The sequence below is a fragment of the Bradyrhizobium sp. ORS 375 genome (assembly GCF_000239775.1).
Classification (GTDB): domain Bacteria; phylum Pseudomonadota; class Alphaproteobacteria; order Rhizobiales; family Xanthobacteraceae; genus Bradyrhizobium.
Genome location: NZ_CAFI01000108.1, coordinates 14,791 through 37,193, shown reverse-complemented (window position 1 = coordinate 37,193; position 22,403 = coordinate 14,791). Strand labels below are relative to the sequence as shown.

18 protein-coding genes and 1 riboswitch are annotated in these 22,403 nt (G+C 66.8%); of the genes, 13 read left to right on the top strand and 5 right to left on the bottom strand.

The features are described 5' to 3' along the window. The 3 genes from oxlT to BRAO375_RS09745 all read left to right on the top strand — a co-directional run. Positions 1-897: oxalate/formate MFS antiporter (gene oxlT, locus BRAO375_RS09755; protein WP_035639792.1), on the top strand; the 897-nt coding region annotated here is incomplete at its 5' end. Positions 898-1,118: 221 nt separating this feature from the next. Next, complete coding sequence (locus BRAO375_RS09750; protein ID WP_009027304.1) at positions 1,119-1,538, top strand: CBS domain-containing protein; 420 nt, start codon at positions 1,119-1,121, stop codon at positions 1,536-1,538. 135 nt (positions 1,539-1,673) lie between these two features. Beyond that, positions 1,674-2,642 (top strand): zinc-binding dehydrogenase, encoded by a 969-nt coding sequence (locus tag BRAO375_RS09745; RefSeq protein ID WP_009027303.1) that lies wholly within the window; start codon positions 1,674-1,676, stop codon positions 2,640-2,642. A 98-nt stretch (positions 2,643-2,740) separates the two neighbouring features. On the opposite strand, the gene BRAO375_RS38840 is transcribed toward BRAO375_RS09745, so the two are convergent. Next, positions 2,741-2,869: a hypothetical protein gene (locus tag BRAO375_RS38840; protein ID WP_283806063.1), complete on the bottom strand. Its 129-nt coding sequence runs from the start codon at positions 2,867-2,869 to the stop codon at positions 2,741-2,743. Here BRAO375_RS38840 and BRAO375_RS09740 point away from each other — a divergent pair. The 3 genes from BRAO375_RS09740 (at position 2,850) to BRAO375_RS09730 (ending at position 7,517) form a co-directional block, all read left to right on the top strand. Further along, on the top strand, positions 2,850-4,163 hold the full coding sequence (locus BRAO375_RS09740) for a cation diffusion facilitator family transporter (RefSeq protein WP_244423151.1): 1,314 nt from the start codon (positions 2,850-2,852) through the stop codon (positions 4,161-4,163). The genes BRAO375_RS38840 and BRAO375_RS09740 overlap by 20 nt on opposite strands. A gap of 210 nt (positions 4,164-4,373) precedes the next feature. Beyond that, positions 4,374-6,698: a sensor histidine kinase gene (locus tag BRAO375_RS09735; protein ID WP_009027301.1), complete on the top strand. Its 2,325-nt coding sequence runs from the start codon at positions 4,374-4,376 to the stop codon at positions 6,696-6,698. A gap of 513 nt (positions 6,699-7,211) precedes the next feature. After that, entirely contained in the window at positions 7,212-7,517 is a 306-nt protein-coding gene (locus tag BRAO375_RS09730) for an antibiotic biosynthesis monooxygenase family protein (protein ID WP_009027300.1), read from the top strand. A gap of 25 nt (positions 7,518-7,542) precedes the next feature. Here BRAO375_RS09730 and BRAO375_RS09725 read toward each other — a convergent pair whose 3' ends face one another. Both BRAO375_RS09725 and BRAO375_RS09720 read right to left on the bottom strand, forming a co-directional pair. Then, positions 7,543-8,586, bottom strand: a complete 1,044-nt coding sequence (locus BRAO375_RS09725) for a YeeE/YedE family protein (RefSeq protein ID WP_009027299.1) — start codon at positions 8,584-8,586, stop codon at positions 7,543-7,545. Positions 8,587-8,913: 327 nt separating this feature from the next. Continuing rightward, entirely contained in the window at positions 8,914-9,807 is an 894-nt protein-coding gene (locus BRAO375_RS09720; RefSeq protein ID WP_009027298.1) for a LysR family transcriptional regulator, read from the bottom strand. 274 nt (positions 9,808-10,081) lie between these two features. Between BRAO375_RS09720 and BRAO375_RS09715 the strand changes: the two genes are divergently transcribed. From BRAO375_RS09715 to BRAO375_RS09695, 5 genes are read left to right on the top strand one after another with little or no spacing between them, the layout of a single operon-like run. Continuing rightward, complete coding sequence (locus tag BRAO375_RS09715; protein WP_009027297.1) at positions 10,082-10,558, top strand: formate dehydrogenase subunit gamma; 477 nt, start codon at positions 10,082-10,084, stop codon at positions 10,556-10,558. After that, positions 10,555-12,111 (top strand): formate dehydrogenase beta subunit, encoded by a 1,557-nt coding sequence (locus BRAO375_RS09710; RefSeq protein WP_009027296.1) that lies wholly within the window; start codon positions 10,555-10,557, stop codon positions 12,109-12,111. Before BRAO375_RS09715 ends, BRAO375_RS09710 begins: the two co-directional genes overlap by 4 nt. 24 nt (positions 12,112-12,135) lie before the next feature. After that, entirely contained in the window at positions 12,136-15,015 is a 2,880-nt protein-coding gene (gene fdhF, locus BRAO375_RS09705; protein WP_009027295.1) for a formate dehydrogenase subunit alpha, read from the top strand. A gap of 13 nt (positions 15,016-15,028) precedes the next feature. After that, positions 15,029-15,865, top strand: coding sequence for a formate dehydrogenase accessory sulfurtransferase FdhD (gene fdhD / locus BRAO375_RS09700; protein WP_009027294.1), 837 nt, complete (start codon positions 15,029-15,031; stop codon positions 15,863-15,865). After that, entirely contained in the window at positions 15,855-16,097 is a 243-nt protein-coding gene (locus BRAO375_RS09695) for a formate dehydrogenase subunit delta (RefSeq protein ID WP_009027293.1), read from the top strand. The genes fdhD and BRAO375_RS09695 overlap by 11 nt, the downstream gene beginning before the upstream one ends. 337 nt (positions 16,098-16,434) lie before the next feature. On the opposite strand, the gene BRAO375_RS09690 is transcribed toward BRAO375_RS09695, so the two are convergent. Next, positions 16,435-17,664, bottom strand: coding sequence for a cyclic nucleotide-gated ion channel (locus BRAO375_RS09690; protein WP_009027292.1), 1,230 nt, complete (start codon positions 17,662-17,664; stop codon positions 16,435-16,437). Between the two features lies 1 nt (position 17,665). Beyond that, entirely contained in the window at positions 17,666-20,347 is a 2,682-nt protein-coding gene (gene alaS, locus BRAO375_RS09685) for an alanine--tRNA ligase (RefSeq protein WP_009027291.1), read from the bottom strand. 180 nt (positions 20,348-20,527) lie between these two features. Next, positions 20,528-20,640, top strand: a riboswitch (glycine riboswitch). A 142-nt stretch (positions 20,641-20,782) separates the two neighbouring features. On the opposite strand from alaS, the gene gcvT reads away from it, so the two are divergent. Both gcvT and gcvH read left to right on the top strand, forming a co-directional pair. Next, entirely contained in the window at positions 20,783-21,937 is a 1,155-nt protein-coding gene (gene gcvT, locus BRAO375_RS09680; protein WP_009027290.1) for a glycine cleavage system aminomethyltransferase GcvT, read from the top strand. A 25-nt stretch (positions 21,938-21,962) separates the two neighbouring features. Continuing rightward, positions 21,963-22,328: a glycine cleavage system protein GcvH gene (gcvH, locus tag BRAO375_RS09675; RefSeq protein WP_009027289.1), complete on the top strand. Its 366-nt coding sequence runs from the start codon at positions 21,963-21,965 to the stop codon at positions 22,326-22,328. Positions 22,329-22,403 lie beyond the last annotated feature (75 nt).

Genomic DNA, 22,403 nt, shown 5'->3' with positions numbered 1-22,403 from the left:
CGCCGCGGCCTCGCCGCCGGCGCCACCGCCGCCGGCTTCGGCGCGGGCGCCGCGCTCACCGTGGTGCCGATCGCCAGCATGATCGCCTCGAGCGGCTATCAGAGCGCCTTCTTCACCTTCGGCATCGGCCAGGGCCTGATCGTGTTCGTGCTCGCGATCTTCCTGCGGCCGCCGACCCACGCGGCTCCCGCGCGCAAGAAGCAGCTCAACCTGCCGCAGAGCAAGATCGACTACACTCCGCCACAGGTGCTGCGCACGCCCATCTTCTGGATCATGTATCTCGTGTTCGTGATGGTCGCGTCCGGCGGCCTGATGACCGCGGCCCAGATCGCGCCGATCGCGCACGACTTCAAGATCGCCAACGAGCCGGTCACGCTCGCTGGCTTCCAGATGGCGGCGCTGACCTTCGCGATCTCGCTCGACCGCATCTTCGACGGCTTCGGTCGCCCGGTGTTCGGCTGGATCTCCGACACGATCGGCCGCGAGCACACCATGTTCATCGCGTTCGGCACCGCCGCCTTGATGCTGCTGACACTGTCGAACTACGGGCACAATCCGATCGTGTTCGTGCTCGCCACCGCCGTTTATTTCGGCGTGTTCGGCGAGATCTACAGCCTCTTCCCTGCCACCTCGGGCGACACCTTCGGCAGCAAATACGCGGCGACCAACAACGGCATGCTCTACACTGCGAAGGGCACCGCCTCGCTCCTGGTCCCGCTCGCGAGCCTGGTCTCCGCCAAGTATGGCTGGCAGGCGGTGTTCGTGATCGGCGTTGCGCTGAACGCGACCGCAGCGCTGCTGGCGCTGTTCGTCATCAAGCCGCTGCGCCGTGCCTTCATCCTCGGCAAGGAGGCGCCGGTCACCAAGCCCGCCGCGCAGGACGTTCGCACGGCCTGAGCCACGGCTTCTCCCGCGACGTCAGGAGGCGCATTCCGGTGCGCCTCCTTTTCTGTTTGGGCGCTCTGGATGCCAGATGCCAATCCTAGCAAGGACATCCGACAGCTCTGCTGACCTTCTTTCCCGGGCATTCGCCCAGAAAACATCAAGTTCCAGATTGACTTCTGGCATAACGTATACCAGACTTCCTTCCGTTCGAGACAACCAAACGGGAGGGTGCCATGAAGGTCGGAGACATCCTGCGCAACAAGACGGCGCGCGTGATCACGGTACGAATGAACGAGACCGTCGGCGTCGCGGCGCAGCTGATGCGCGCCAGCAATGTCAGCGCCCTCGTCGTCAAGGACGTCGTCCGCACCGAGGGCAACACCGCCGCCGGCATGTTCACTGAACGCGACGTCGTTCGCGCCATCGCCGAGCACGGCGCCGCCGGCGTCAACATGAAGGTGTCTCAGCTGATCTCGCCACAGCGGCTGATCTCCTGCAGCACCGAGGACTCGCTCGAGCACGTCCGGCACCTCATGAACGTGCACCACATCCGCCACCTCCCCGTCATCGTCGACTTCGCGCTCGCCGGCGTCATCAGCATGCGCGATGTCTCCTCGGCTTTCGACGACGCGGAAGCGTCCGCCGCGGCCTGATCGCCAGGCCATGCGGCGGAGCGGTTCCGCCGGCAATGGAGTCTTGTCGGAGCGGCGTGCCGCCTGCTAGGCGGTGCGCAACAGAGAAACAGCGGCTATGCCGCCGCTCGTCTCGGCCCGACAGGAACCGTTGCGATGAAAGCTTACGTCTATGGCGCCCAGGGCGCCGCGATCACCGATGTCGCCAAGCCGACGCCGAAGGGCACGCAGGTTCTGATCCGCGTGCGCGCCTGCGGCCTCAATCGCGCCGATCTCGGCATGACCAAGGGCCACGCGCACGGCGCCGCCGGCGGCGTCGGGACCGTGCTCGGCATGGAATGGGCCGGCGAGGTCGCCGAGCTCGGTCCCGACGCCAAGGGCGTCAAGGTCGGCGACCGCGTGATGGGCTCGGGGGGCGCAGCGTTTGCCGAATACACCCTCGCCGATCACGGTCGTTTGTTTCATGCACCGTCGAACATGAATTTCGACGAGGCGGCAACGCTGCCGATCGCGCTCTCGACGATGCACAACGCGGTCGTGACCAACGGCTTGCTGCAGCCGGGCCAGAGCGTGCTGGTGCAGGGCGCGAGCTCCGGCGTCGGGCTGATGGCCATGCAGATCGCCAAGCTCAAGGGCGCCTCGGTCGTGATCGGCTCCTCGACCGATGCGACGCGGCGCGGACGGCTCAAGGAGTTCGGCGCCGACCTCGCGATCGATTCCAGCGATGCCGCCTGGGTCGATCAGGTGCTGCAGGCCACGGGCGGCCAGGGCGTCGACCTGATCATTGACCAGGTGTCCGGCACCGTCGTCAACCAGAACCTCGCCGCGACCAAGGTGCTCGGCCGCATCATCAATGTCGGCCGGCTCGGCGGCACACATGCCGATTTCAACTTCGATCTCCACGCCGCGCGCCGCATCAGCTATGTCGGCGTCACCTTCCGCACCCGCTCGATCGAGGAGATCCGCGCGATCTTCGACGAGGTGAAGACGGACATCTGGAGCGCCGTCGAGCAGCGCACCCTGCGCCTGCCGATCGACCGCGTGTTCGCGTTCGACGACATCGGCGCAGCCTTCGCGCACATGGAAGCGAACAAGCACCTCGGCAAGATCGTGGTGACCTTGTGAACGCAATCTCCTGACATTTAGAAGCAATCGAAACAGCGCGCGATCCAGACCGCAGGTCATGCAGCCTGTCATGCACCTGGGCCGCGCGATCCCGGCTTTTACGGCGCGGCGTCGGCTGCTACATCCGCAGCTATGAGCGACGCCGTCTCCCCTGCCGACTCCGGGAAAGCCCGTGTCGCCGCGATCTCGATCGCGGCGAGCGCCAGCATGGCTGCGGCGAAGTTCATCGTCGGCATCCTGATCGGCAGTCTCGCCCTCGTCTCCGAGGCGCTGCACAGCGCGGTCGACGTCGTCGCCACCATCATCACCTGGATGGTGGTTCGGGTATCGGACAGGCCCGCCGACGACGAGCATCATTACGGTCACGGCAAGCTGGAGAGCCTGTCGGCGCTCGGTGTCATCGCCCTGCTCTACGTGCTCGCCGGCGGCGTGCTGGTGGAATCGGTGAGCCGGCTGCGCGAGGCGGCGCCGCCGCCATCGCTCTCGGTCATTCCGTTCGTGGTTCTGGTGCTCGACATCGCGGTGAATTTCTGGCGCGCCCGCGCGCTGCATCGCGCCGCGCACGAGACCCACAGCCAGGCGCTCGCCGCCGATGCGCTGCATTTCGCCTCCGACGTGCTCGGCTCGGTCGCCGTCATCGCCGGCCTCATGCTGACAGCGCTCGGCTTCTGGTGGGGTGATTCCGCCGCCGCGGTTGCGGTCGCCGTCATGATCTCCGTGCTCGGCCTCAGGCTCGCGCGCTCGACCGTAGAAACCCTGCTCGACCGCGCGCCGGACGGCGCGGCCGAGAAGGCGGATGCCGCGATCCGCTCGGTCGCCGGCGTTGTCGACGTCGAGCGGCTGCGGGTGCGTCTCGTCGGCGCCACCCATTTCGTCGACGCCACCGTGCAGGTGCCCCGCACCTATCCGATCGACCGCGTCGACGAGATCAAGCGTCAGGCCCAGGCTGCGGTCGGCAAGAGCCTGTCGGACGCCGACGTCACCTTCACCACGGTACCGGTGGCACTCAGCAATGAGAGCGTGCGCGAGCGCATCATGGTGATCGCGCGCAACTCCGGACTCGCGATTCATCACGTGACCGTCCACGACGTCGGCGGCCGTCTGATCGTGGCCATCGACCTCGAGGTCGACGGCGACATGCGCCTGGTCGCGGCGCATGCCATCGCCCACGACCTGGAGCGCTCGATCCGCGACGAGTTCGGCGCCGACGTCGAAGTTGATACCCATATCGAGCCGCTCGAGCCCGAGCTGCCGTTCGGCATCGATGCGCCCGACCAGCGCGTCGCGCTGATCGCCGAAGCGCTGCAGCGCTTTGCCGCCGAGACCGACATGTACGACGTGCACAATGTCCGCGTCCGCAACACCGAGGCCGGTGAGATCGTCAACTTCCACTGCCGCGCCGCGCCGTCGATGAGCGTGCTCAAGGTGCACGACAATGTCGATCACATCGAGCGCGGGATACGGCGCACCTTCCCGACCGTGAAGCGCGTCATCAGTCACGCCGAGCCGCCGCACGGCTGAGGCCCGTGATGTCACGCTGCGTTCTCGCTTCGGACTCATCCTGCCGGCTTTTCGCCATGGCAAATCCGCATTGGATAAGATTTATTAGCTTTTGCCAAATCGTTGACTCTCGACAGCCCGAGAAATCTGGATTCAAATCAACTTGATTCGGAAGCGGCTGGGGCTCTTTCGAAATTCGGGTATCCAAGGAAAGTTTCGGGGGTCTACAGCATGGCGCGTGCGCATGCCGCGAACGCGTGCGTCCAATCTTCTGATTCAATCAAAGGGTTGGCGCAATCGATCGCGAAACCGGCCTATCAAAGGCTGCTGACTGCTGAGCCGGTATTGCGTCGTGCTGTCCCCACTTTGATCATCGCCTTTCTCGTCACCATCTGCCTCGGCGCCTTCGTCCAGGTGCTCGATCACAGCCGGCAGAAACGCGGCGCAACCAAGCGCGACCTCGCCGCGATCTCCGATCTGCTGGCGGACCGCATCGGCCACATCGCAATGCGTCCGGACCGCATCGCCAACATCGAGCATCTGCAGGCCCTGCTGCCGGACCTCATTCCGGCCTGGGGCTCGGCGCCCGGCCGCCATGTCATCGTGACCGGCGCGGACCACCGCATCCTCGCCCGGGTGCCGGTCGACACCGGGCTCGGCGAGAACGACCGCATTCTCGATCTGATCTCGACCGCGCAGCTGCTGGCCACGCCCGGCCTGCAGGGCGCCGTCACCGAGATCACCCTGCCGAACGGCCGCCCCGCCTTCGCGGTGTCGCAGCTGATCAAGGCGCTGCCCGGCCGCGTCGTCGTGATCCAGGAGAAGCTCGAGCCGATCTGGGGCTCGGACGCGGCGCTGTCGATCACACTGTCGGCGACCACCGGCTTCGTCGTGCTGATCCTGGGCTTCGCCTTTCACTGGCAGTCGACCCGCGCCCGCGAAGGCGACCTGATCAATGACGCGGTGCGCGGCCGCATCGACACCGCGCTGAATCGCGGCCGCTGCGGACTGTGGGACTGGGACCTGTCGCGCGGCCGGATCTTCTGGTCGAACTCGATGTTCGCGATGCTCGGCCTCGACAACCGCACCGACCTGCTCACCTTCGGCGAGGTCAACGCGCTGGTGAACTCCGACGACATCGACCTGTTCGCGATTGCCGACCAGCTCGTCGCCGGCGAGCTCCGCCACATCGACCAGAGCTTCCGCATGCGCCACACCGAGGGGCACTGGATCTGGCTGCGCGTCCGCTGCGAGCTCTCTCAGGGCACCACGGATTCCGGCCTGCATCTGATCGGCATCGCCGTCGACGTCACCGAGCAGAAGAGCCTGGTCGAGAAGACCGTCGAAGCCGACCTGCGCCTGCGCGACGCCATCGAGACGATCTCGGAAGCCTTTGTGCTGTGGGACTCCAACAACCGCCTCGTGCTGTGCAACTCGCACTTCCAGAAGCTGCACAAGCTGCCGGACTCCGCCGTCACCCCCGGCACCTCCTATGAGACCGTGATCGAGGTCGGCAAGATGCCGGAGATCCGCACCCGGCTGCACGACAACAGCCAGCAGGCGCAGGGCGGCCGCACCTTCGAGGCGCAGCTCGACGACGGCAGCTGGCTGCACATCTCCGAGCGCCGCACCAAGGACGGCGGCTACGTCTCGGTCGGCACCGACATCACCCGGATCAAGGAACATGAGCAGAAGCTCGTCGACAACGACCTGCGGCTGCGCGCCACCGTCATCGACCTGCAGCGCTCGCAGAGCGCGCTGGAGCGGCAGGCCATCGAGCTCGCCGACCTCGCCGAGAAGTACTCGCAGGAGAAAACTCGCGCCGAGGAAGCCAACCAGACGAAGTCGAAATTCCTCGCCAATATGAGCCACGAGCTGCGCACGCCGCTCAACGCCATCATCGGCTTCTCCGAGATCATGGGCTCGGGCATGTTCGGCTCGCTCGGCTCGGAGAAGTACCAGGAATACTGCCACGACATCCTGACCTCCGGTCAGTATCTGCTCGAGGTGATCAACGACATCCTGGACATGTCGAAGATCGAGGCCGGCCGCATGAAGCTCGACATGGAGCCGCTCGATCTCGCCAAGACGCTCGCGGAGTCGCTGCGCGTCGTCTCCGGCCGCGCCCAGGACAAGAGCCTCGTGCTCGACGCCGACATCGAGGGCAGCATCCCCGTCATCGCCGACCGCCGCGCCACCAAGCAGATCATGGTCAATTTGCTGTCGAACGCGGTGAAGTTCACCCCCGAGGGCGGCCGCGTCACGATGCGCAGCCGGGTGTTCGACGACAAGGTCGTGCTGATCATCGCCGACACCGGCATCGGCATCCCTGCGCAGTCGCTGGCGCGCTTGGGACGTCCGTTCGAACAGGTCGAGAGCCAGATGACCAAGACCTACCACGGCTCCGGCCTCGGCCTCGCCATCGCCCGCTCGCTGGCTCAGCTCCACGGCGGCTCGATGCGCCTGCGCTCCCGCCTCGAACACGGCACCGTCGTCCGCGTCACCCTGCCCCGCGACGCGTACAAGGCCACGGCGAGCATCTCGTTCGCGGCGTGAGCGCCGCACGCTGCTGAGCCATCCCGAAGCGCGCCGCCGTAGGGTGGCAAAGGCGCGCCCACATCTCGCGTCGAGCCGAGCACTCGCCCGCGCCGTGCCCACCGATGTTCGCGACGCAGACGGTGGGCACGTGCCGCCCCGCGGGCGGCCTTTTGCCCACCCGACGGCAGCAACCCAGGCCAACGACAAGCCAACTGACTATTTTTCACGGCCCGTCGACAGCCTCCGCTGTCGTGGCGGCCTTGAGCCGGGACCCATAACCCCAGGAAGCGGTTTGAGGCACATGCGTTGACCATCCCGCGTCTCACAACCGCCGCGGCGTATGGGTCCCGGGTCGGCGCCACGACGCGCTGGCGCGCGTCGCGGCTTGCCCGGGACGACGCGCGAGAGACTGGGCTCACGCTCGAAGGCTATGGGACAACGAGATCCGCCGAGTCGCAATTTTAGCCAAGTCGCCAGCCGCTCGTCCGTGCAATTCCTCAGGCCAATGTCATCACGTCTGAGGTTCTGAAAATGCTGAAGCGTATCTGGCGCGGCTGGACCACCGTCGCGAATGCCGATGCCTACGAGGAGTTGCTGCGATCGACGATCTTCCCCGGGATCAAGGACCGCACCATCCCTGGGTTCATCGGCATCGAACTCCTGCGCCGGCCGCTCGACACCGAGGTGGAGTTCATGACGATCATGACGTTCACCGATGACGATGCCGTCGCCCGTTTCGCCGGGCCGGCGAAGGAAGCCGTCGTGCCGCCGGCGGCGCGCAGGCTGCTCAGTCACTATGAACCGCACGCCGCGCATTACGAGCTGCGCGGCGACTGATCGAAGGCCGCCGTCGCGGATCGCTTCAGATGGGCTTCGCCACCGGCACCGGCCCACGCTCGACCGTTAGCCCGAACAGCGGCCGCAGCCGCGTGCCGATGATGTTGCCGATGAAGGCCGCCACCAGCCAGCACCAGCCGTGCAGGCTGCCGGAGGCGATGCCGCTGAAATAGGCGCCGATGTTGCAGCCATAGGCGAGCCGCGCGCCGTAGCCGAGCAGCAGGCCGCCGACGATGGCGGCGAGCAGCGAGGGCAGCGGCAGGCGCCAGGTTGGATTGAACTTGCCGGCCAAGCCCGCAGCGAGCAGCACACCGAGCATGATGCCGAAATCCATCACCGAAGTGATGTCGGAGAAGATGCTCTGCTGCAGCGACGCGGCGCGGGCGCCCTGCCAGTAGCCCCAGGACGCGACGTCGGCGCCGAGCGCCATGGCGATCTTCGAGCCCCACAGCGCGAAGGCCGAGGTGATGCCCCAGGGGCGGCCCGCCAGATACAACGTCGCAAAATTGCCGAGCGCGAGCGCGACCGCGCCCCACAGCAGCGGCCATGGTCCCTGGAGAAAACGACGCGTCCCGGTGAGCTCGGTGCGTGCGCCTGGCTCGATTTCACCGTGACTATGGGTTTCGACCTGAAGCGTGAACACGTAGATGCCGGCCATCACGACGAGGCAGAGCACCAGCGCCGGCATCCAGCCGAGCTTGTCGATCAGCGACACCGCGCCGTATTCGCCGTGCACCGGCTGGCCGAACAGCGTGCCATGGGCGAGCGCGGGGAAGAACAGGACGACCGCGATCGCCAGCATCACCATCTGGGCCCGCAAGCCCGCGCCGCGGCGCGCGACGATGAAGACGCGCCACGCCGAGGTGAAGCCGAACAGCGCGTGATACAGCGACAGGCCGAGCCCACCGCCGACCAGGAACAGTGCGCCCTGCCGCCAGGTGATGGTGGTGGTCAGCACTAGCGCGCCGAGGAGCAAGGCTGCAGCCGCGACCGCGACGACGGGCATGTTCGAGCGGTTGCGGTTGTTGTCCGGCGCGAGCAGCCGCGCGTCGATGGAGAGGTCGGTCATGGCGGTTCCGAGGCGATGAATCTGTCCTGGGCTAACAGCCACTGCTCTGCGCTGTTCCAGGCTGTCGACGGCGATCAAAGCGAGTGGGCTTGTCTTATCCGGACCGGAGCAGAGGTCGTGCTGCAAGATTCCTGGATTGCTTCGCTGCGCTCGCAATGACGCGTGGAGAGAGCCGTGGACCATCACTGCCGATGGCGCGCGCCAAGGCACCGACGGAAACTGTCGGACACCGTCATTGCGAGCGCAGCGAAGCAATCCAGGGGCTGCCTGCTGAGCTGCTCATCAATGGCCGTGTAACACCAGCAAGTGCGTCGCCGCGGTCACACCTCACGCCTGCAAACTCGGCGCGACCTCGCGCGCGATCTGCACAAGGGAGGCGATCAACGGGGTCATCGGGTCGCGCTGGGGGATGACGAGGCCGATCTGGTAGTTGATGACCGGGTCGATGATCGGGATCGAGCGCACCTTGTCGGCAAGACCGAGCGTCTCGGCGAGCTTGGCGGGCATGACGCTCGCCCACCGGCCGGTCTTCACGTGGGTGTAGAGCACCAGCAGCGAGTTCGAGGTCAGCGTCGGCGTCACCTCGTTGCCGGCGGCCTTCAGCGCGCGGTCGATGATGCGGCGGTTCTGCATGTCCGGCGTCAGCAGGCACAGCGGCACCTGCCCGACCTCCTTCCACGTCACCTGCTCGCGATCGCCGAACATCGCGTCCGGCGCGGTCAGCAGGCGGTAGCTCTCGTTGTAGAGCGGGATGGTGCGGACACGCCCGATCGGCTCGTTCTCGATGTAGGTCAGCCCGGCATCGACCTCGAGGTTCTCCAGCAGCCCGAGCACGTCGGCCGACGTGCACGACATGATCCGGAACCGGACCTCCGGGTGCTTGGCGCGGAACGGCGTCGTCAGCGAGGCCACCATGCCGAGCACGGTCGGCACCGCCGCGATGCGGATTTCGCCCGACAGCTTATCCTTGAGGCCGTTGATCTCCTGCCGCATCGCGCGGAAGTCGCCGACGATGCGGCGCGCCCAGTCCAGCGTGCGCTCGCCCTCCGGCGTGAAGCCCTGGAACCGCGAGCCCCGCTGCACCAGCATGACGCCGAGGATCTCCTCGAGCTGCTTGATGCTGGTCGACATCGTCGGCTGGGTGACGCCGCAGGCTTCGGCCGCCCGGCCGAAATGACGCTCCTTGGCCAGTGCCAGCAGCAGTTCGAGCTTGTCGATCAAGAGGTCGGCCTTCCAGCGGTTGAATAGCCCGGTTCCGCACGTTTTCAGCGCCTCGGGACACGGCGAAACCCTATCACGGCGAGAGGGTGCCGGACACGGTAAAACGCGGCCGCGAGCCCGTCGCGCGAAGGCCTGTTTTTCGTCAACTTCTAGCTATCTCACGATTGCGTTTCGCTATCGCAGCACGGGACTGCTTTATTGATATCTTGAGCAATTCCAATTTGGATGTGCGAAACGCTTGCAACGCAGAATCGAGATCAGGATGACGCCCAAGATGACGCCGGTGTACGAAAGTTGGGACGCGGCGCGCGGCGCCGAGATCATCGCGGAACATAGCAAGATGGAGGGAGCAACCTTGCCCATCCTCCATGCGTTGCAGGAGGCGTTCGGCTATGTGCCGGAGGATGCCATTCCGATGATCGCATCCACCCTGAACCTGTCGCGCGCCGAGGTTTACGGCGTGTTCACGTTCTACCATGATTTCCGGGCCAAGAAGGCCGGCCGTCACGTGCTGAAGCTGTGCCGCGCCGAGGCCTGCCAGGCCGCCGGCGGTGATGCGCTCGCGGCGCGCGCCGAGGCCAAGCTCGGGATTGCGATGGGCAACACCACCGCCGATGAGCGCGTCACGCTGGAGCCCATCTACTGCCTCGGCCTGTGCGCGACGGCGCCCTCCGCCATGATCGATGGCCGGCTGGTCGGCCGGCTCGATGAAGCCCGGATCGATGCCCTCGTCTCGGAGGCCCAGCGATGAGCGTGCGTCTTTTTGTCCCGTGTGATGCCGGCGCGCTCGCCGTCGGTGCCGATGAGGTCGCCCAGGCGCTGCACAAGGCCGCGCTGGAGCGCAATGTCGATGTTGAGATCGTTCGTAACGGCTCGCGTGGGTTGTACTGGCTGGAGCCGCTGGTCGAGCTGGAAACGGCGCAGGGCCGCTTCGGCTTCGGCCCTGTCACCGCTGACGACGTGCCGTCGCTGCTCGACGCCATCATCGCCGACAAATCGCACAAGCTCTCGCTCGGCCTGACCGAGGAGATCCCGTGGCTGAAGCGGCAGACCCGCCTGACCTTTGCCCGCTGCGGCATCATCGATCCGTTGTCGCTCGAGGACTACCGCGCCCATGGCGGCTACAAGGGCCTGACCCGGGCGCTGACGTTGTCGCCGGATGCGGTCATCGCCGAAGTCACGACGTCGGGCCTGCGCGGCCGCGGCGGCGCCGGCTTCCCGACCGGCATCAAGTGGAAGACAGTGTCGCAGACCGCGGCCGACCGCAAATACGTCATCTGCAACGCCGACGAAGGTGACAGCGGCACCTTCGCCGACCGCATGCTGATGGAAGGCGATCCCTTCGTGCTGATCGAAGGCATGACCATCTGCGGCATCGCGGTGGGCGCCACCAAGGGCTACATCTACACGCGCTCGGAATATCCGCACGCGATCGCGACCATGACCAAGGCGATCGACATCGCCAAGAAGGCCGGCCTGCTCGGCGACAAGATCTCGGGCTCGAACTACACGTTCGACCTGGAGGTCCGCACCGGCGCCGGCGCCTATGTCTGCGGCGAAGAGACCGCGCTGATGGAGAGCCTCGAGGGCAAGCGCGGCATCGTCCGCGCCAAGCCGCCGCTGCCCGCGCATCACGGCCTGTTCGGCAAGCCGACCGTGGTCAACAATCTGCTGTCGTTCGCCGCCATCCCCTTCATCCTCGACGAGGGCGCCAAGGCCTATGCCGATTTCGGCATGGGACGTTCGCGCGGCACGATGCCGATCCAGATCGCCGGCAACGTCAAGTTCGGCGGCCTGTTCGAGACCGCGTTCGGCATCACGCTCGGCGAGCTCGTCGATGACATCGGCGGCGGCACCTTCACCGGCCGTCCCGTCCGCGCGGTGCAGGTCGGCGGGCCGTTAGGGGCCTACTTCCCCCGCGCGCTGTTCGACACGCCGTTCGACTACGAGGCGTTCGCCGCCAAGGAGGGGCTGATCGGCCATGGCGGCATCGTCGTGTTCGACGACACCGTCGACATGTCGAAGCAGGCGCGGTTCGCGATGGAGTTCTGCGCCATCGAATCCTGCGGCAAGTGCACGCCCTGCCGCATCGGCTCGACGCGCGGCGCCGAGACCATCGACAAGATCCGCCGTGGCGATCGCGTCGCCGAGAACATCGCTCTGGTCGAAGACCTCTGCGGCACTATGAAGCTCGGATCGCTCTGTGCACTCGGCGGCTTCACGCCCTACCCTGTGCTCTCGGCGCTGAAACACTTCCGCGAGGATTTCGGTCCTCGGCAACCGCGCCTGCAGGCTGCGGAATAGACATTCGGGAATAAGGACACGGCCATGTCGCTCATCCACGAAACCGATTACGGCACCCCGCTCTCCAAGTCCGAGAAGATGGTGACTCTCACCATCGACGGCCAGAGCATCACCGTTCCCGAGGGCACCTCGATCATGCGCGCGGCCATGGAGGCCGGCACGCAGATCCCGAAACTGTGCGCGACCGACATGGTCGACGCGTTCGGCTCCTGCCGCCTCTGCCTCGTCGAGGTCGAGGGCCGCGCCGGCACGCCGGCGTCCTGCACCACGCCGGTCGCCGCGGGCCTCGTCGTCCACACCCAGACCGAGCGGCTGAAGAAGCTCCGCAAGGGCGTGATGGAGCTCTACATCTCCGACCATCCGCTCGACTGTCTGACCTGCGCCGCCAATGGCGATTGCGAGCTGCAGGACATGGCTGGCGCGGTCGGCCTGCGCGATGTGCGCTACGGCAACCAGGGTGAGAACCACGTGTTCGCCGACGCCTGCGGCGAGGCCAATCCGGCCTGGCTGCCGAAGGACGAGTCGAACCCCTATTTCACCTACGATCCCTCCAAATGCATCGTCTGCTCGCGCTGCGTCCGCGCCTGCGAGGAGGTGCAAGGCACGTTCGCGCTGACCATCTCCGGCCGCGGTTTCGACAGCCGGGTGTCGCCCGGCATGAGCGAGAGCTTCCTGGGCTCCGAATGCGTCTCCTGCGGCGCCTGCGTGCAGGCCTGCCCGACCGCGACCCTGACCGAGAAGAGCGTGATCGAGATCGGCCAGCCCGAGCATTCGGCGGTCACCACCTGCGCCTATTGCGGCGTCGGCTGCGCCTTCAAGGCGGAGATGCGCGGCGAGGAAGTGGTGCGCATGGTGCCCTACAAGGACGGCAAGGCCAATCGCGGCCATTCCTGCGTCAAGGGCCGCTTCGCCTATGGCTACGCGACCCACAAGGAGCGCATCCTCAAGCCGATGATCCGCGAGACCATCGACCAGCCCTGGCGCGAGGTCTCCTATGACGAGGCCTTCAAGTTCGCGGCTGACAAGATGCGCGGCATCCAGGCCAAGTACGGCCGCGACGCGATCGGCGGCATCACCTCGTCCCGCTGCACCAACGAAGAAACCTATCTGGTGCAGAAACTGATCCGCGCCGGCTTCGGCAACAACAACGTCGATACCTGCGCCCGCGTCTGCCATTCGCCGACCGGCTACGGCCTCGCCACCACCTTCGGTACCTCCGCTGGCACGCAGGATTTCGACTCGGTCGAGGACTCGGACGTGATCATGGTGATCGGCGCCAACCCGACCGACGCGCATCCGGTGTTCGGCTCGCGCATGAAGAAGCGGCTGCGCCAGGGCGCCAAGCTGATCGTGGTCGATCCGCGCAAGATCGACCTCGTCAAGTCGGCGCACATCAAGGCCGACTATCACCTGCCGCTGCTGCCCGGCACCAACGTCGCCATCCTGACCGCGCTGGCGCATGTCATCGTGACCGAGGGCCTCGTCAATGAGACCTTCGTGCGCGAGCGCTGCGACTGGAGCGAGTTCCAGGATTGGGCCGAGTTCGTCGCGCTGGAGAAGAACAGCCCGGAAGCCGTCGCCGGCATCACTGGCGTCGATGCCGAGGCGATCCGCGGCGCGGCCCGGCTGTACGCCAAGGGCGGCAACGGCGCGATCTATTACGGCCTGGGTGTCACCGAGCACAGCCAGGGCTCGACCACGGTGATCGCAATCGCCAACCTCGCGATGGCGACCGGCAATATCGGCCGCCGCGGCGTCGGCGTGAACCCGCTGCGCGGCCAGAACAACGTGCAGGGCTCCTGCGACATGGGCTCGTTCCCGCACGAGCTGCCGGGCTACCGGCACATCTCGGGCGACGCGGTGCGCGATCAGTTCGAGGCGATGTGGAACGTCAAGCTCAACCCTGAGCCGGGCCTTCGCATCCCCAACATGTTCGACTCCGCGATCGAAGGCACCTTCATGGGCCTCTACGTGCAGGGCGAGGACATCCTGCAGTCCGATCCGAACACCACGCATGTCGTGCAGGCGCTGTCGTCGATGGAGTGCGTCATCGTGCAGGACCTGTTCCTGAACGAGACCGCCAACTACGCCCACGTCTTCCTGCCCGGCTCGACCTTCCTGGAGAAGGACGGCACCTTCACCAACGCCGAGCGCCGCATCCAGCGCGTCCGCAAGGTGATGAGCCCGCGCAACGGCCTGGCCGACTGGGAGGTCACGATCGGCCTCGCCAAGGCGATGGGCTTCGAGATGAAGTACAATCACCCCTCGGAGATCATGGATGAGATCGCGGCGCTGACGCCGACCTTCACCGGCGTCTCCTATCAGAAGCTCGAGGAGATGGGCTCGGTGCAGTGGCCCTGCAACGAGAAGTTCCCCGAGGGCTCGCCGATCATGCATGTCGACGGCTTCGTCCGCGGCAAGGGCAAGTTCGTGGTCACCGAATATGTCGCGACCGACGAGCGCACCGGCCCGCGCTTCCCGCTGCTGCTCACGACGGGACGCATCCTGTCGCAGTACAATGTCGGCGCCCAGACGCGGCGCACCGACAACGTGGTGTGGCATGGCGAGGACGTGCTGGAGATCCATCCTCATGACGCCGAGCAGCGCGGCATCCGTGACGGCGACTGGGTGCGGCTCACCAGCCGCGCCGGCGAGACCACCCTGCATGCGCTGATCTCGGAGCGCGTGGCGCCGGGCGTGGTCTACACCACGTTCCACCACCCGCTGACCCAGGCCAACGTCATCACCACGGACTACTCGGACTGGGCGACCAATTGTCCGGAGTATAAGGTCACGGCCGTGCAGGTGTCGCAGTCCAACGGCCCGTCGGACTGGCAGAAGGCCTATGACGAGCAGGCCCGCAACTCGCGCCGCATCGCCCCGATCGTGGAGGCGGCGGAGTAGCATGCCAGATGCAGTGCGCATCGCGGATCGTCTGGTCTGGCGCGACGGAGCCCTCACCGGGGGCCACCGCCGCGTGCCGGAGGAGACCGCGGTCGCACTGACCTACAATGGCGGCACCCAGGCCGTCATGATGGCGACGCCACAGGATCTGTCCGACTTCGCCATCGGCTTCAGCCTGAACGAAGGCCTGATCACTGGCCGAGACGACATCGTCTCGCTCGATGTCGTCGAGCTGGACGACGGCATCGAGCTGCGAATGTGGCTGCCCGACGCGCTCGCCGAACGCCTCGCCGAGCGCCGCCGCAACATCGCCGGCCCCACCGGCTGCGGCCTGTGCGGCATCGACTCCCTCGCCGAAGCCGTGCGTCCGGCCGCACATGTCGCCCACGGCCGTCGCTTCACGCCGCGCGACGTCATGACGGCCCTTGCCGCGATCGAGCCGCTGCAGAAGCTCAATCACGAGACCCGCGCGGTCCATGCGGCGGCATTCTGGACTCCCGCCCGCGGCATCGTCGCCCTGCGCGAGGATGTCGGCCGCCACAATGCGCTCGATAAGCTCGCCGGCCATCTCGCGCAGACGCACAGCGCGGCGAGCGAAGGTCTCGTGATCATGACCAGCCGCATCTCCGTCGAGTTGGTCCAGAAGGCCGCCGCGATGGGCGCGCCAGTGCTGGCTGCCGTGTCAGCGCCGACCGCGCTCGCCATTCGCATGGCCGAGGCCGCCGGCATTACGCTGATTGCCGTCGCCCGCAACGACGGCTTCGAAATCTTCACCCACCCCGACCGCATCATCGCGAGCGCCGAGACCGGCGCGCGATCACCACAGACGGACAACACCCATGTCGCATAACCCGACCGAACGCCTCGTCTATATGGCCAACCAGATCGGCAAGTTCTTCCAGAGCCAGGGCCGCGACAAAGAGGTCGCCGGCGTTGCCGAGCACATCAAGAAGTTCTGGGACCCGCGCATGCTCAAGACGATCTACGCCCACCACGACGCCGGCGGCGAAGGCCTCGACCCTGCGGTGAAGGACGCGATCGGCAAGCTGAAGGACGCGGCGGTCGCGAAGGAGAAGGCGTAAAGGCACCCCCTACGCCGTCAATCGAACAAGCTGGATCTGATCCGGCGCGCGTGCTGCAACACGTTTCTGTGTAGTCGTAGATCTGTTCGAGCGCACGAATGGTCAGGCGGTAGTCGCCACAGCGAGCCGCGGCGCGCTGTCGCCGCAGCGATCATCACCTCTCCCGAAGGGAGAGGTCGGATTGCATCGGAGATGCAATCCGGGTGAGGGGTTCAGGTGTGAATCACGCTACGAGTCCCCGAGCGGCGCCCCCTCACCCGGCGCTGCGCGCCGACCTCTCCCCGGTGGGGAGAGGTGAAGGGTGACCGCGGTCAGCGCGGGCAATGCGATTAGTCTGCTACCCTTCCGCCTCGTCCTCGTGCTCGGCCTGGGACAGCTCGGCGATAGCAAGATCGCCGGAGTCGGCCATGCGGGCCTTGGCGATTGTTCTTACATGCGCGGCGAGGGCCGGCATGCGGGCGATCAGGGCGTGGAAATCCTGCGCGTCCAGCACCAGCAGCCGGGTCTTGCGCGTCGCCGTCACGGTGCCGGAGCGCTTGGTTCGGTGCAGGAGCGCGATCTCGCCGAAGAACGTGCCGTCGGCGAGCTTCACGCATTGCGTCGGCAGCTCGATCTCGACCTCGCCCGCGGTGATGAAATACATCGATGATGCCGCATCGCCGCGCCGCACCAGCACCTCGCCGGATTCGATCGTGCGGGCGCGGAGCAGCCGCATGATGTCGGCGATCTCCGAAGCGTTGAGATGCGAGAACAGCGGCACCTTGGCGAGCATGCCCCAGGTGACGACGAAGTCGCGCCGCTTGATCTCCTCGGCGAAGGCGGTGGAGATGATGGCGACCGGCAGAGCGATCATGGCAAAGCCCCAGATGATCGCGACCACGGTGATGATGCGGCCGAGCGGCGTCACCGGCACGACGTCGCCATAGCCGACAGTGCCGAGCGTCACGATCGCCCACCACATCGCATGCGGGATGGTACCGAACTTGTCCGGCTGCACGTCGCGCTCGACGGCGTAGAGCAGCGAGGCGAACAGCAGCACCGCGCCGGCCAGGATGACGAGGCAGCCGACCAGAGTGCGGCGCTCGGCCTGCACCGCCGACAACAGCGAGCGCAGCGCCGGCGAATACCGCACCAGCTTGAGGAACGGCAGCACGATGGACACCGCTTCCAGGCTGCGGTCGCCGAGCGCGAGCGCAATCGTGGCCGGCACGAACGACAGGAGATCAATGACGCCGAGCGCAGAGAGGGCGTAAGCCAGGCGGTCCCGCCACGGCGACTGCCGCCTGGGCATGTGGCCGGCGACGCTCCAGAGCCGCGCGAAATATTCGGCGGCGAACACGACCAGGGCCACGATCTTGATCAGCCGCAGCGGCCAGCCGAAGCTGGCCGCGATGTCCGGGTCCGACGCCAGCACCACCGCCAGCACGTCGAGCGTGATGACCGCCACGATCAGCTGGATCAGGCGCGACCCGTGCGTGCTCGGCAGATGGTCGTGCTCGAGCAGCTCGTAGAGCCGGTCCCGCAAATCGGGGTTGCGAACGCTCTCGCCCGGCCCGAGCAGCGGCACGTCAGCCGGCCTTGCTGATCGCGCTCTCGATCGCGGCCAGCGCAGCCTCCGCCTTGGATCCATCGGGGCCGCCGGCCTGAGCCATGTCCGGCCGGCCGCCGCCGCCCTTGCCGCCCAGCGCCTCGGACGCCGCGCGCACCAGCTCGACCGCGTTGAAGCGCGACGTGAGATCGGCGGTGACGCCGACGACGACGCCGGCCTTGCCGTCCTCGGAGGTCGCCACCAGCGCGACCACCCCGGAGCCGAGCTGCTTCTTGGCCTCGTCGGCAAGCGACTTGAGGTCCTTCATCTCGATGCCGGAGACGGCGCGCGCCATCAGCTTGATGCCGGAGACGTCACGAACCCCGGCTGCCGGCGAGCCGTTGCCGATCGAGGTGCCGCTGCCCATCGCGAGCTTCTTGCGCGCATCCGACAGCTCGCGCTCGAGCTTCTTGCGCTCCTCCATCAGCGCGGCGATGCGCGACGGTACCTCGTCGACGGTGGTGCGCAGCTCGGCCGCGGCCGCCTTGGCGAGCGAGAGATTGTGGTTGGCATGCGCGCGGGCGCCGCGCGCCGTCAGCGCCTCGATGCGGCGGACGCCGGAGGCCACCGCACTCTCGGAGGTGACCGCGATCAGGCCGATGTCGCCGGTGCGCTTCACATGCGTGCCGCCGCAGAGCTCCACGGACCAGCCCATCGCATTGGCGCCGTGGTCGCGCGCGGCATTGCCCATCGACACGACGCGAACTTCGTCGCCGTATTTCTCGCCGAACAGCGCGCGGGCACCGGCCTCGCGGGCATCGTCGAGCCCCATCAGCCGGGTCGTGACCTCGGCATTCTCCAGTACGACGTCGTTGGCGATGTCCTCGACGCGCGCGAGCTCCTCCGCCGTGATCGGCTTCGGGTGCACGAAGTCGAAGCGCAGGCGGTCGGGCGAGACCAGCGAGCCGCGCTGGGCGATGTGGTCGCCGAGCACCTGGCGCAGCGCCTCGTGCAGGATGTGGGTCGCCGAATGGTTGGCGCGGATCGCCGAACGGCGGGAGTGATCGACCTCGAGCTGCAGCGGGGTGCCGAGCTTGAGCGTGCCCTGCTCCACCGTGCCGATATGCGCGAACAGATCGCCGGCCTTCTTCTGGGTGTCGGTGATGCGGACGCGGACGCCCTCGCCGGTCAGCACGCCGGTGTCGCCGACCTGGCCGCCGGACTCGCCATAGAACGGCGTCTGGTTGAGCACGATCGCGCCGCTCTCGCCGGCCTTCAGGCTGTCGACCTCGGCGCCGTCCTTGACCAGCGCGGTGACGGCGCCCTCGGCCGTCTCGGTCTCGTAGCCGAGGAACTCGGTGGCGCCGAGTTTCTCGCGCAGCGGGAACCAGACGGTCTCGGTGGCCGCCTCACCCGAGCCGGCCCAGGCCGCGCGCGCCTTCGCCTTCTGCCGCTCCATGGCGTCGGTGAAGGAGGCCTGGTCGACGCTGATGCCGCGCGACTTCAGCGCGTCCTGGGTGAGGTCGAGCGGGAAGCCATAGGTGTCGTACAGCGTGAAGGCGACGTCGCCGTCGAACATGTCCCCCTTCGACAGCGAGGCCGACTTCTCGTCGAGGATGGCGAGCCCGCGCTCCAGCGTCTTGCGGAAGCGGGTCTCTTCCAGCCGCAGGGTCTCCTTGATCAGTCCCTCGGCGCGGATCAGCTCCGGATAGGCCTGGCCCATCTCGCGGGTGAGCGCGCCGACCAGCTTGTGCATCAAGGGCTCGCGGGCGCCGAGCAGCTGGGCGTGGCGCATCGCGCGGCGCATGATCCGGCGCAGCACATAGCCGCGGCCTTCGTTGGACGGCAGCACGCCGTCGGAGATCAGGAACGACGAGGCGCGGAGGTGGTCGGCGATGACACGTAGGCTCGCCTTCTGCGGGCCCTGCGGGTCGGCATTGGTGAGGTCGGCAATGGCGCGGATCAGCGCGACGAACAGGTCGATGTCGTAATTGTCGTGCTTGCCCTGCAGCACCGCGGCGACGCGCTCGAGGCCCGCGCCGGTGTCGATCGACGGCTTCGGCAGGGGATTACGGACCCCGCCCTCGAGCTGCTCGTACTGCATGAACACGAGGTTCCAGATCTCGATGAAGCGGTCGCCATCCGCCTCCGGCGAGCCCGGCGGGCCGCCCCAGATCTTGTCGCCGTGGTCGTAGAAGATCTCCGAGCACGGGCCGCACGGGCCGGTGTCGCCCATCTGCCAGAAATTGTCCGAGCCCGCGATGCGGATGATGCGCGACTCCGGCAGCCCCGCGATCTTCTTCCACAGCCCGAACGCCTCGTCGTCGTCGATATAGACGGTCGCGGTCAGCTTGTCCTTCGGGAGGCCGAACTCCTTGGTGACGAGCTTCCAGGCGAGCTCGATGGCGTTCTCCTTGAAGTAGTCGCCGAAGGAGAAGTTGCCGAGCATCTCGAAGAAGGTGTGGTGCCGGGCGGTGTAGCCGACATTGTCGAGGTCGTTGTGCTTGCCCCCCGCCCGGACGCATTTCTGCGACGTGGTGGCGCGGTTGTAGGGCCGCTTCTCGACGCCGGTGAAGACGTTCTTGAACTGCACCATGCCGGCGTTCGTGAACATCAACGTCGGGTCGTTGCGCGGCACGAGCGGCGAGGACGGCACGATCTCGTGGCCGTTCGCAGCGAAGAAATTGAGGAAGGTCGACCTGATCTCGTTGACGCCGCTCATAGCAATCCAATCGAAGAAGTCCGGGAATTCGGCGGCATTGCTTTTAGACAAGGGACTATCGCGTGTCCAGAAACTGTGCAGAAACATCATGGGGTTGCTGCACGGCTCCTAAAGCTGGTTGAAAGCCACGGTGACGCGTTGACAGCTCGGGTGAGCTGGTGTTTTGTCGGCGCACTGACGTTAGTCGCGTCGGGAGAGATCGGTCTTCTGAGGTTCTGGTTGAACTTCAAGGGATCGGCGCCGAAGGAGCAACCGCCCCGGAAACTCTCAGGCAAAAGGACCCTCGCGACTTCAACTGCATCTGGAAAGAGACGCTTCACCGGCCAGAACCCGGGAGGCGTCCGCCGACGGGATAATACTCTCAGGCACAGCGACAGATGGGGCTTCGGTGGTGTTTTTCGGGACTGGTCCCGAGGAACCGCGCGAGGACCCCTGATGGCTGAACCGGCTGCTGCTCTCTCCACTTCTCTCAAACGAACACCGCTGTATGCGCTGCATGTCAGCCTCGGCGGCAAGATGGTGCCGTTCGCGGGCTATGAGATGCCCGTGCAATACGCGCCCGGCGTGCTCAAGGAGCACCTCCATACCCGCGCCGCCGCGGGCCTGTTCGACGTTTCCCACATGGGCCAGGTCGCGTTGGTGCCGAAATCCGGCAAGGTGGCCGACGCAGCAGCGGCGTTGGAACGGCTGGTGCCGCAAGACATCGTCGGCATTCCCGCGGGCCGCCAGCGCTATGCCCAGTTCACCAATGCACAGGGCGGCATTCTCGACGACCTGATGGTGGCGAATTTCGGCGAGCACCTGGTGCTGGTGGTCAACGCCGCCTGCAAGGAGGCGGACACCCAGTTGCTGCGCGACGGATTGTCAGACGTCTGCGACGTGCAGCCGCTGACCGACCGGGCGCTGCTGGCGCTGCAGGGTCCGAAGGCGGCATCCGTGCTGGCGAAATTCTGTGCAGACGCCGAGACCATGCGGTTCATGGATTCGGGCCCGCGCATGGTCGACGGGCTCGCCTGCTACGTCTCGCGCTCGGGCTATACCGGCGAGGACGGCTACGAGATCTCGGTGCCGGCCGACAAGGCCGAGCAGCTTGCGGAAGCGCTGCTGTCCGACAAGGACGTCCTGCCGATCGGCCTCGGCGCCCGCGACAGCCTGCGGCTCGAAGCCGGGCTCTGCCTCTACGGCCATGACATCGACACCGGCACGACGCCGGTCGAGGCGGCGCTGGAATGGTCGGTGCAGAAGGTCCGGCGATCAGGCGGCGCGCGCGCCGGCGGCTTCCCGGGCGCCGACAAGATCCTGGCGCAGTTCGACGGTGGCGCGACGCGCCGCCGGGTGGGCCTGCGGCCCGAGGGCCGCGCGCCGGTGCGCGAGGGCGCGACGTTGTTCGCGACCGCCGACTCGACCGAACCGGTCGGCAAGGTCACCTCGGGCGGCTTCGGTCCGACGCTGAACGCGCCAGTCGCGATGGGCTACGTGCCGACCGCCCTCGCCGCGCTGGACACCCAGCTGTTCGCCGACGTGCGCGGGCAGCGGCTGCCGCTGCGCGTCGCCGCCACGCCTTTCGTTCCCAATACCTACAAACGTTGATCCTTAAAAGCGCTGAAGGACGTCCATGACCACGCTGTACACCTCCGACCATGAATGGCTCAGCATCGAGGGCGATGTCGCCACCATCGGCATTACCGACTACGCGCAGGCGCAGCTCGGCGACGTTGTGTTCGTCGAGCTGCCGCAGGTCGGCCGCGCGCTGAAGAAGACGGAAGCCGCCGCCGTGGTCGAATCGGTCAAGGCCGCCTCCGACGTCTACGCGCCGATCACAGGCGAGGTGGTCGAGGTGAACCAGGCGATCGTCGACGAGCCGGCGCTGGTCAACACCGATGCCGACGGCAAGGCCTGGTTCTTCAAGCTCAAGATCGCCGACAAATCCGAGCTCGGCGGCCTGATGGATGCGGCCGCCTACAAGGCGCACACGGCGTAATGACTCCGCGGGCCGCCACACCCGCCGTCATGCCCCGCGCAGGCGGGGCCTCCAGTACTCACCGGCGGCAGCGGT

Coding starts and splice junctions, on each gene's coding strand:
- BRAO375_RS38840 (WP_283806063.1), bottom strand. CDS start 2,869: ATGAACTTCGCCGCAGCCATGCTGGCGCTCGCCGCGATCGAGATCGCG.
- gcvH (WP_009027289.1), top strand. CDS start 21,963: ATGACCACGCTGTACACCTCCGACCATGAATGGCTCAGCATCGAGGGC.
- BRAO375_RS09715 (WP_009027297.1), top strand. CDS start 10,082: ATGACGCCGGTGTACGAAAGTTGGGACGCGGCGCGCGGCGCCGAGATC.
- BRAO375_RS09710 (WP_009027296.1), top strand. CDS start 10,555: ATGAGCGTGCGTCTTTTTGTCCCGTGTGATGCCGGCGCGCTCGCCGTC.
- BRAO375_RS09730 (WP_009027300.1), top strand. CDS start 7,212: ATGCTGAAGCGTATCTGGCGCGGCTGGACCACCGTCGCGAATGCCGAT.
- BRAO375_RS09735 (WP_009027301.1), top strand. CDS start 4,374: ATGGCGCGTGCGCATGCCGCGAACGCGTGCGTCCAATCTTCTGATTCA.
- BRAO375_RS09695 (WP_009027293.1), top strand. CDS start 15,855: ATGTCGCATAACCCGACCGAACGCCTCGTCTATATGGCCAACCAGATC.
- gcvT (WP_009027290.1), top strand. CDS start 20,783: ATGGCTGAACCGGCTGCTGCTCTCTCCACTTCTCTCAAACGAACACCG.
- BRAO375_RS09745 (WP_009027303.1), top strand. CDS start 1,674: ATGAAAGCTTACGTCTATGGCGCCCAGGGCGCCGCGATCACCGATGTC.
- BRAO375_RS09725 (WP_009027299.1), bottom strand. CDS start 8,586: ATGACCGACCTCTCCATCGACGCGCGGCTGCTCGCGCCGGACAACAAC.
- BRAO375_RS09740 (WP_244423151.1), top strand. CDS start 2,850: ATGGCTGCGGCGAAGTTCATCGTCGGCATCCTGATCGGCAGTCTCGCC.
- fdhF (WP_009027295.1), top strand. CDS start 12,136: ATGTCGCTCATCCACGAAACCGATTACGGCACCCCGCTCTCCAAGTCC.
- alaS (WP_009027291.1), bottom strand. CDS start 20,347: ATGAGCGGCGTCAACGAGATCAGGTCGACCTTCCTCAATTTCTTCGCT.
- BRAO375_RS09750 (WP_009027304.1), top strand. CDS start 1,119: ATGAAGGTCGGAGACATCCTGCGCAACAAGACGGCGCGCGTGATCACG.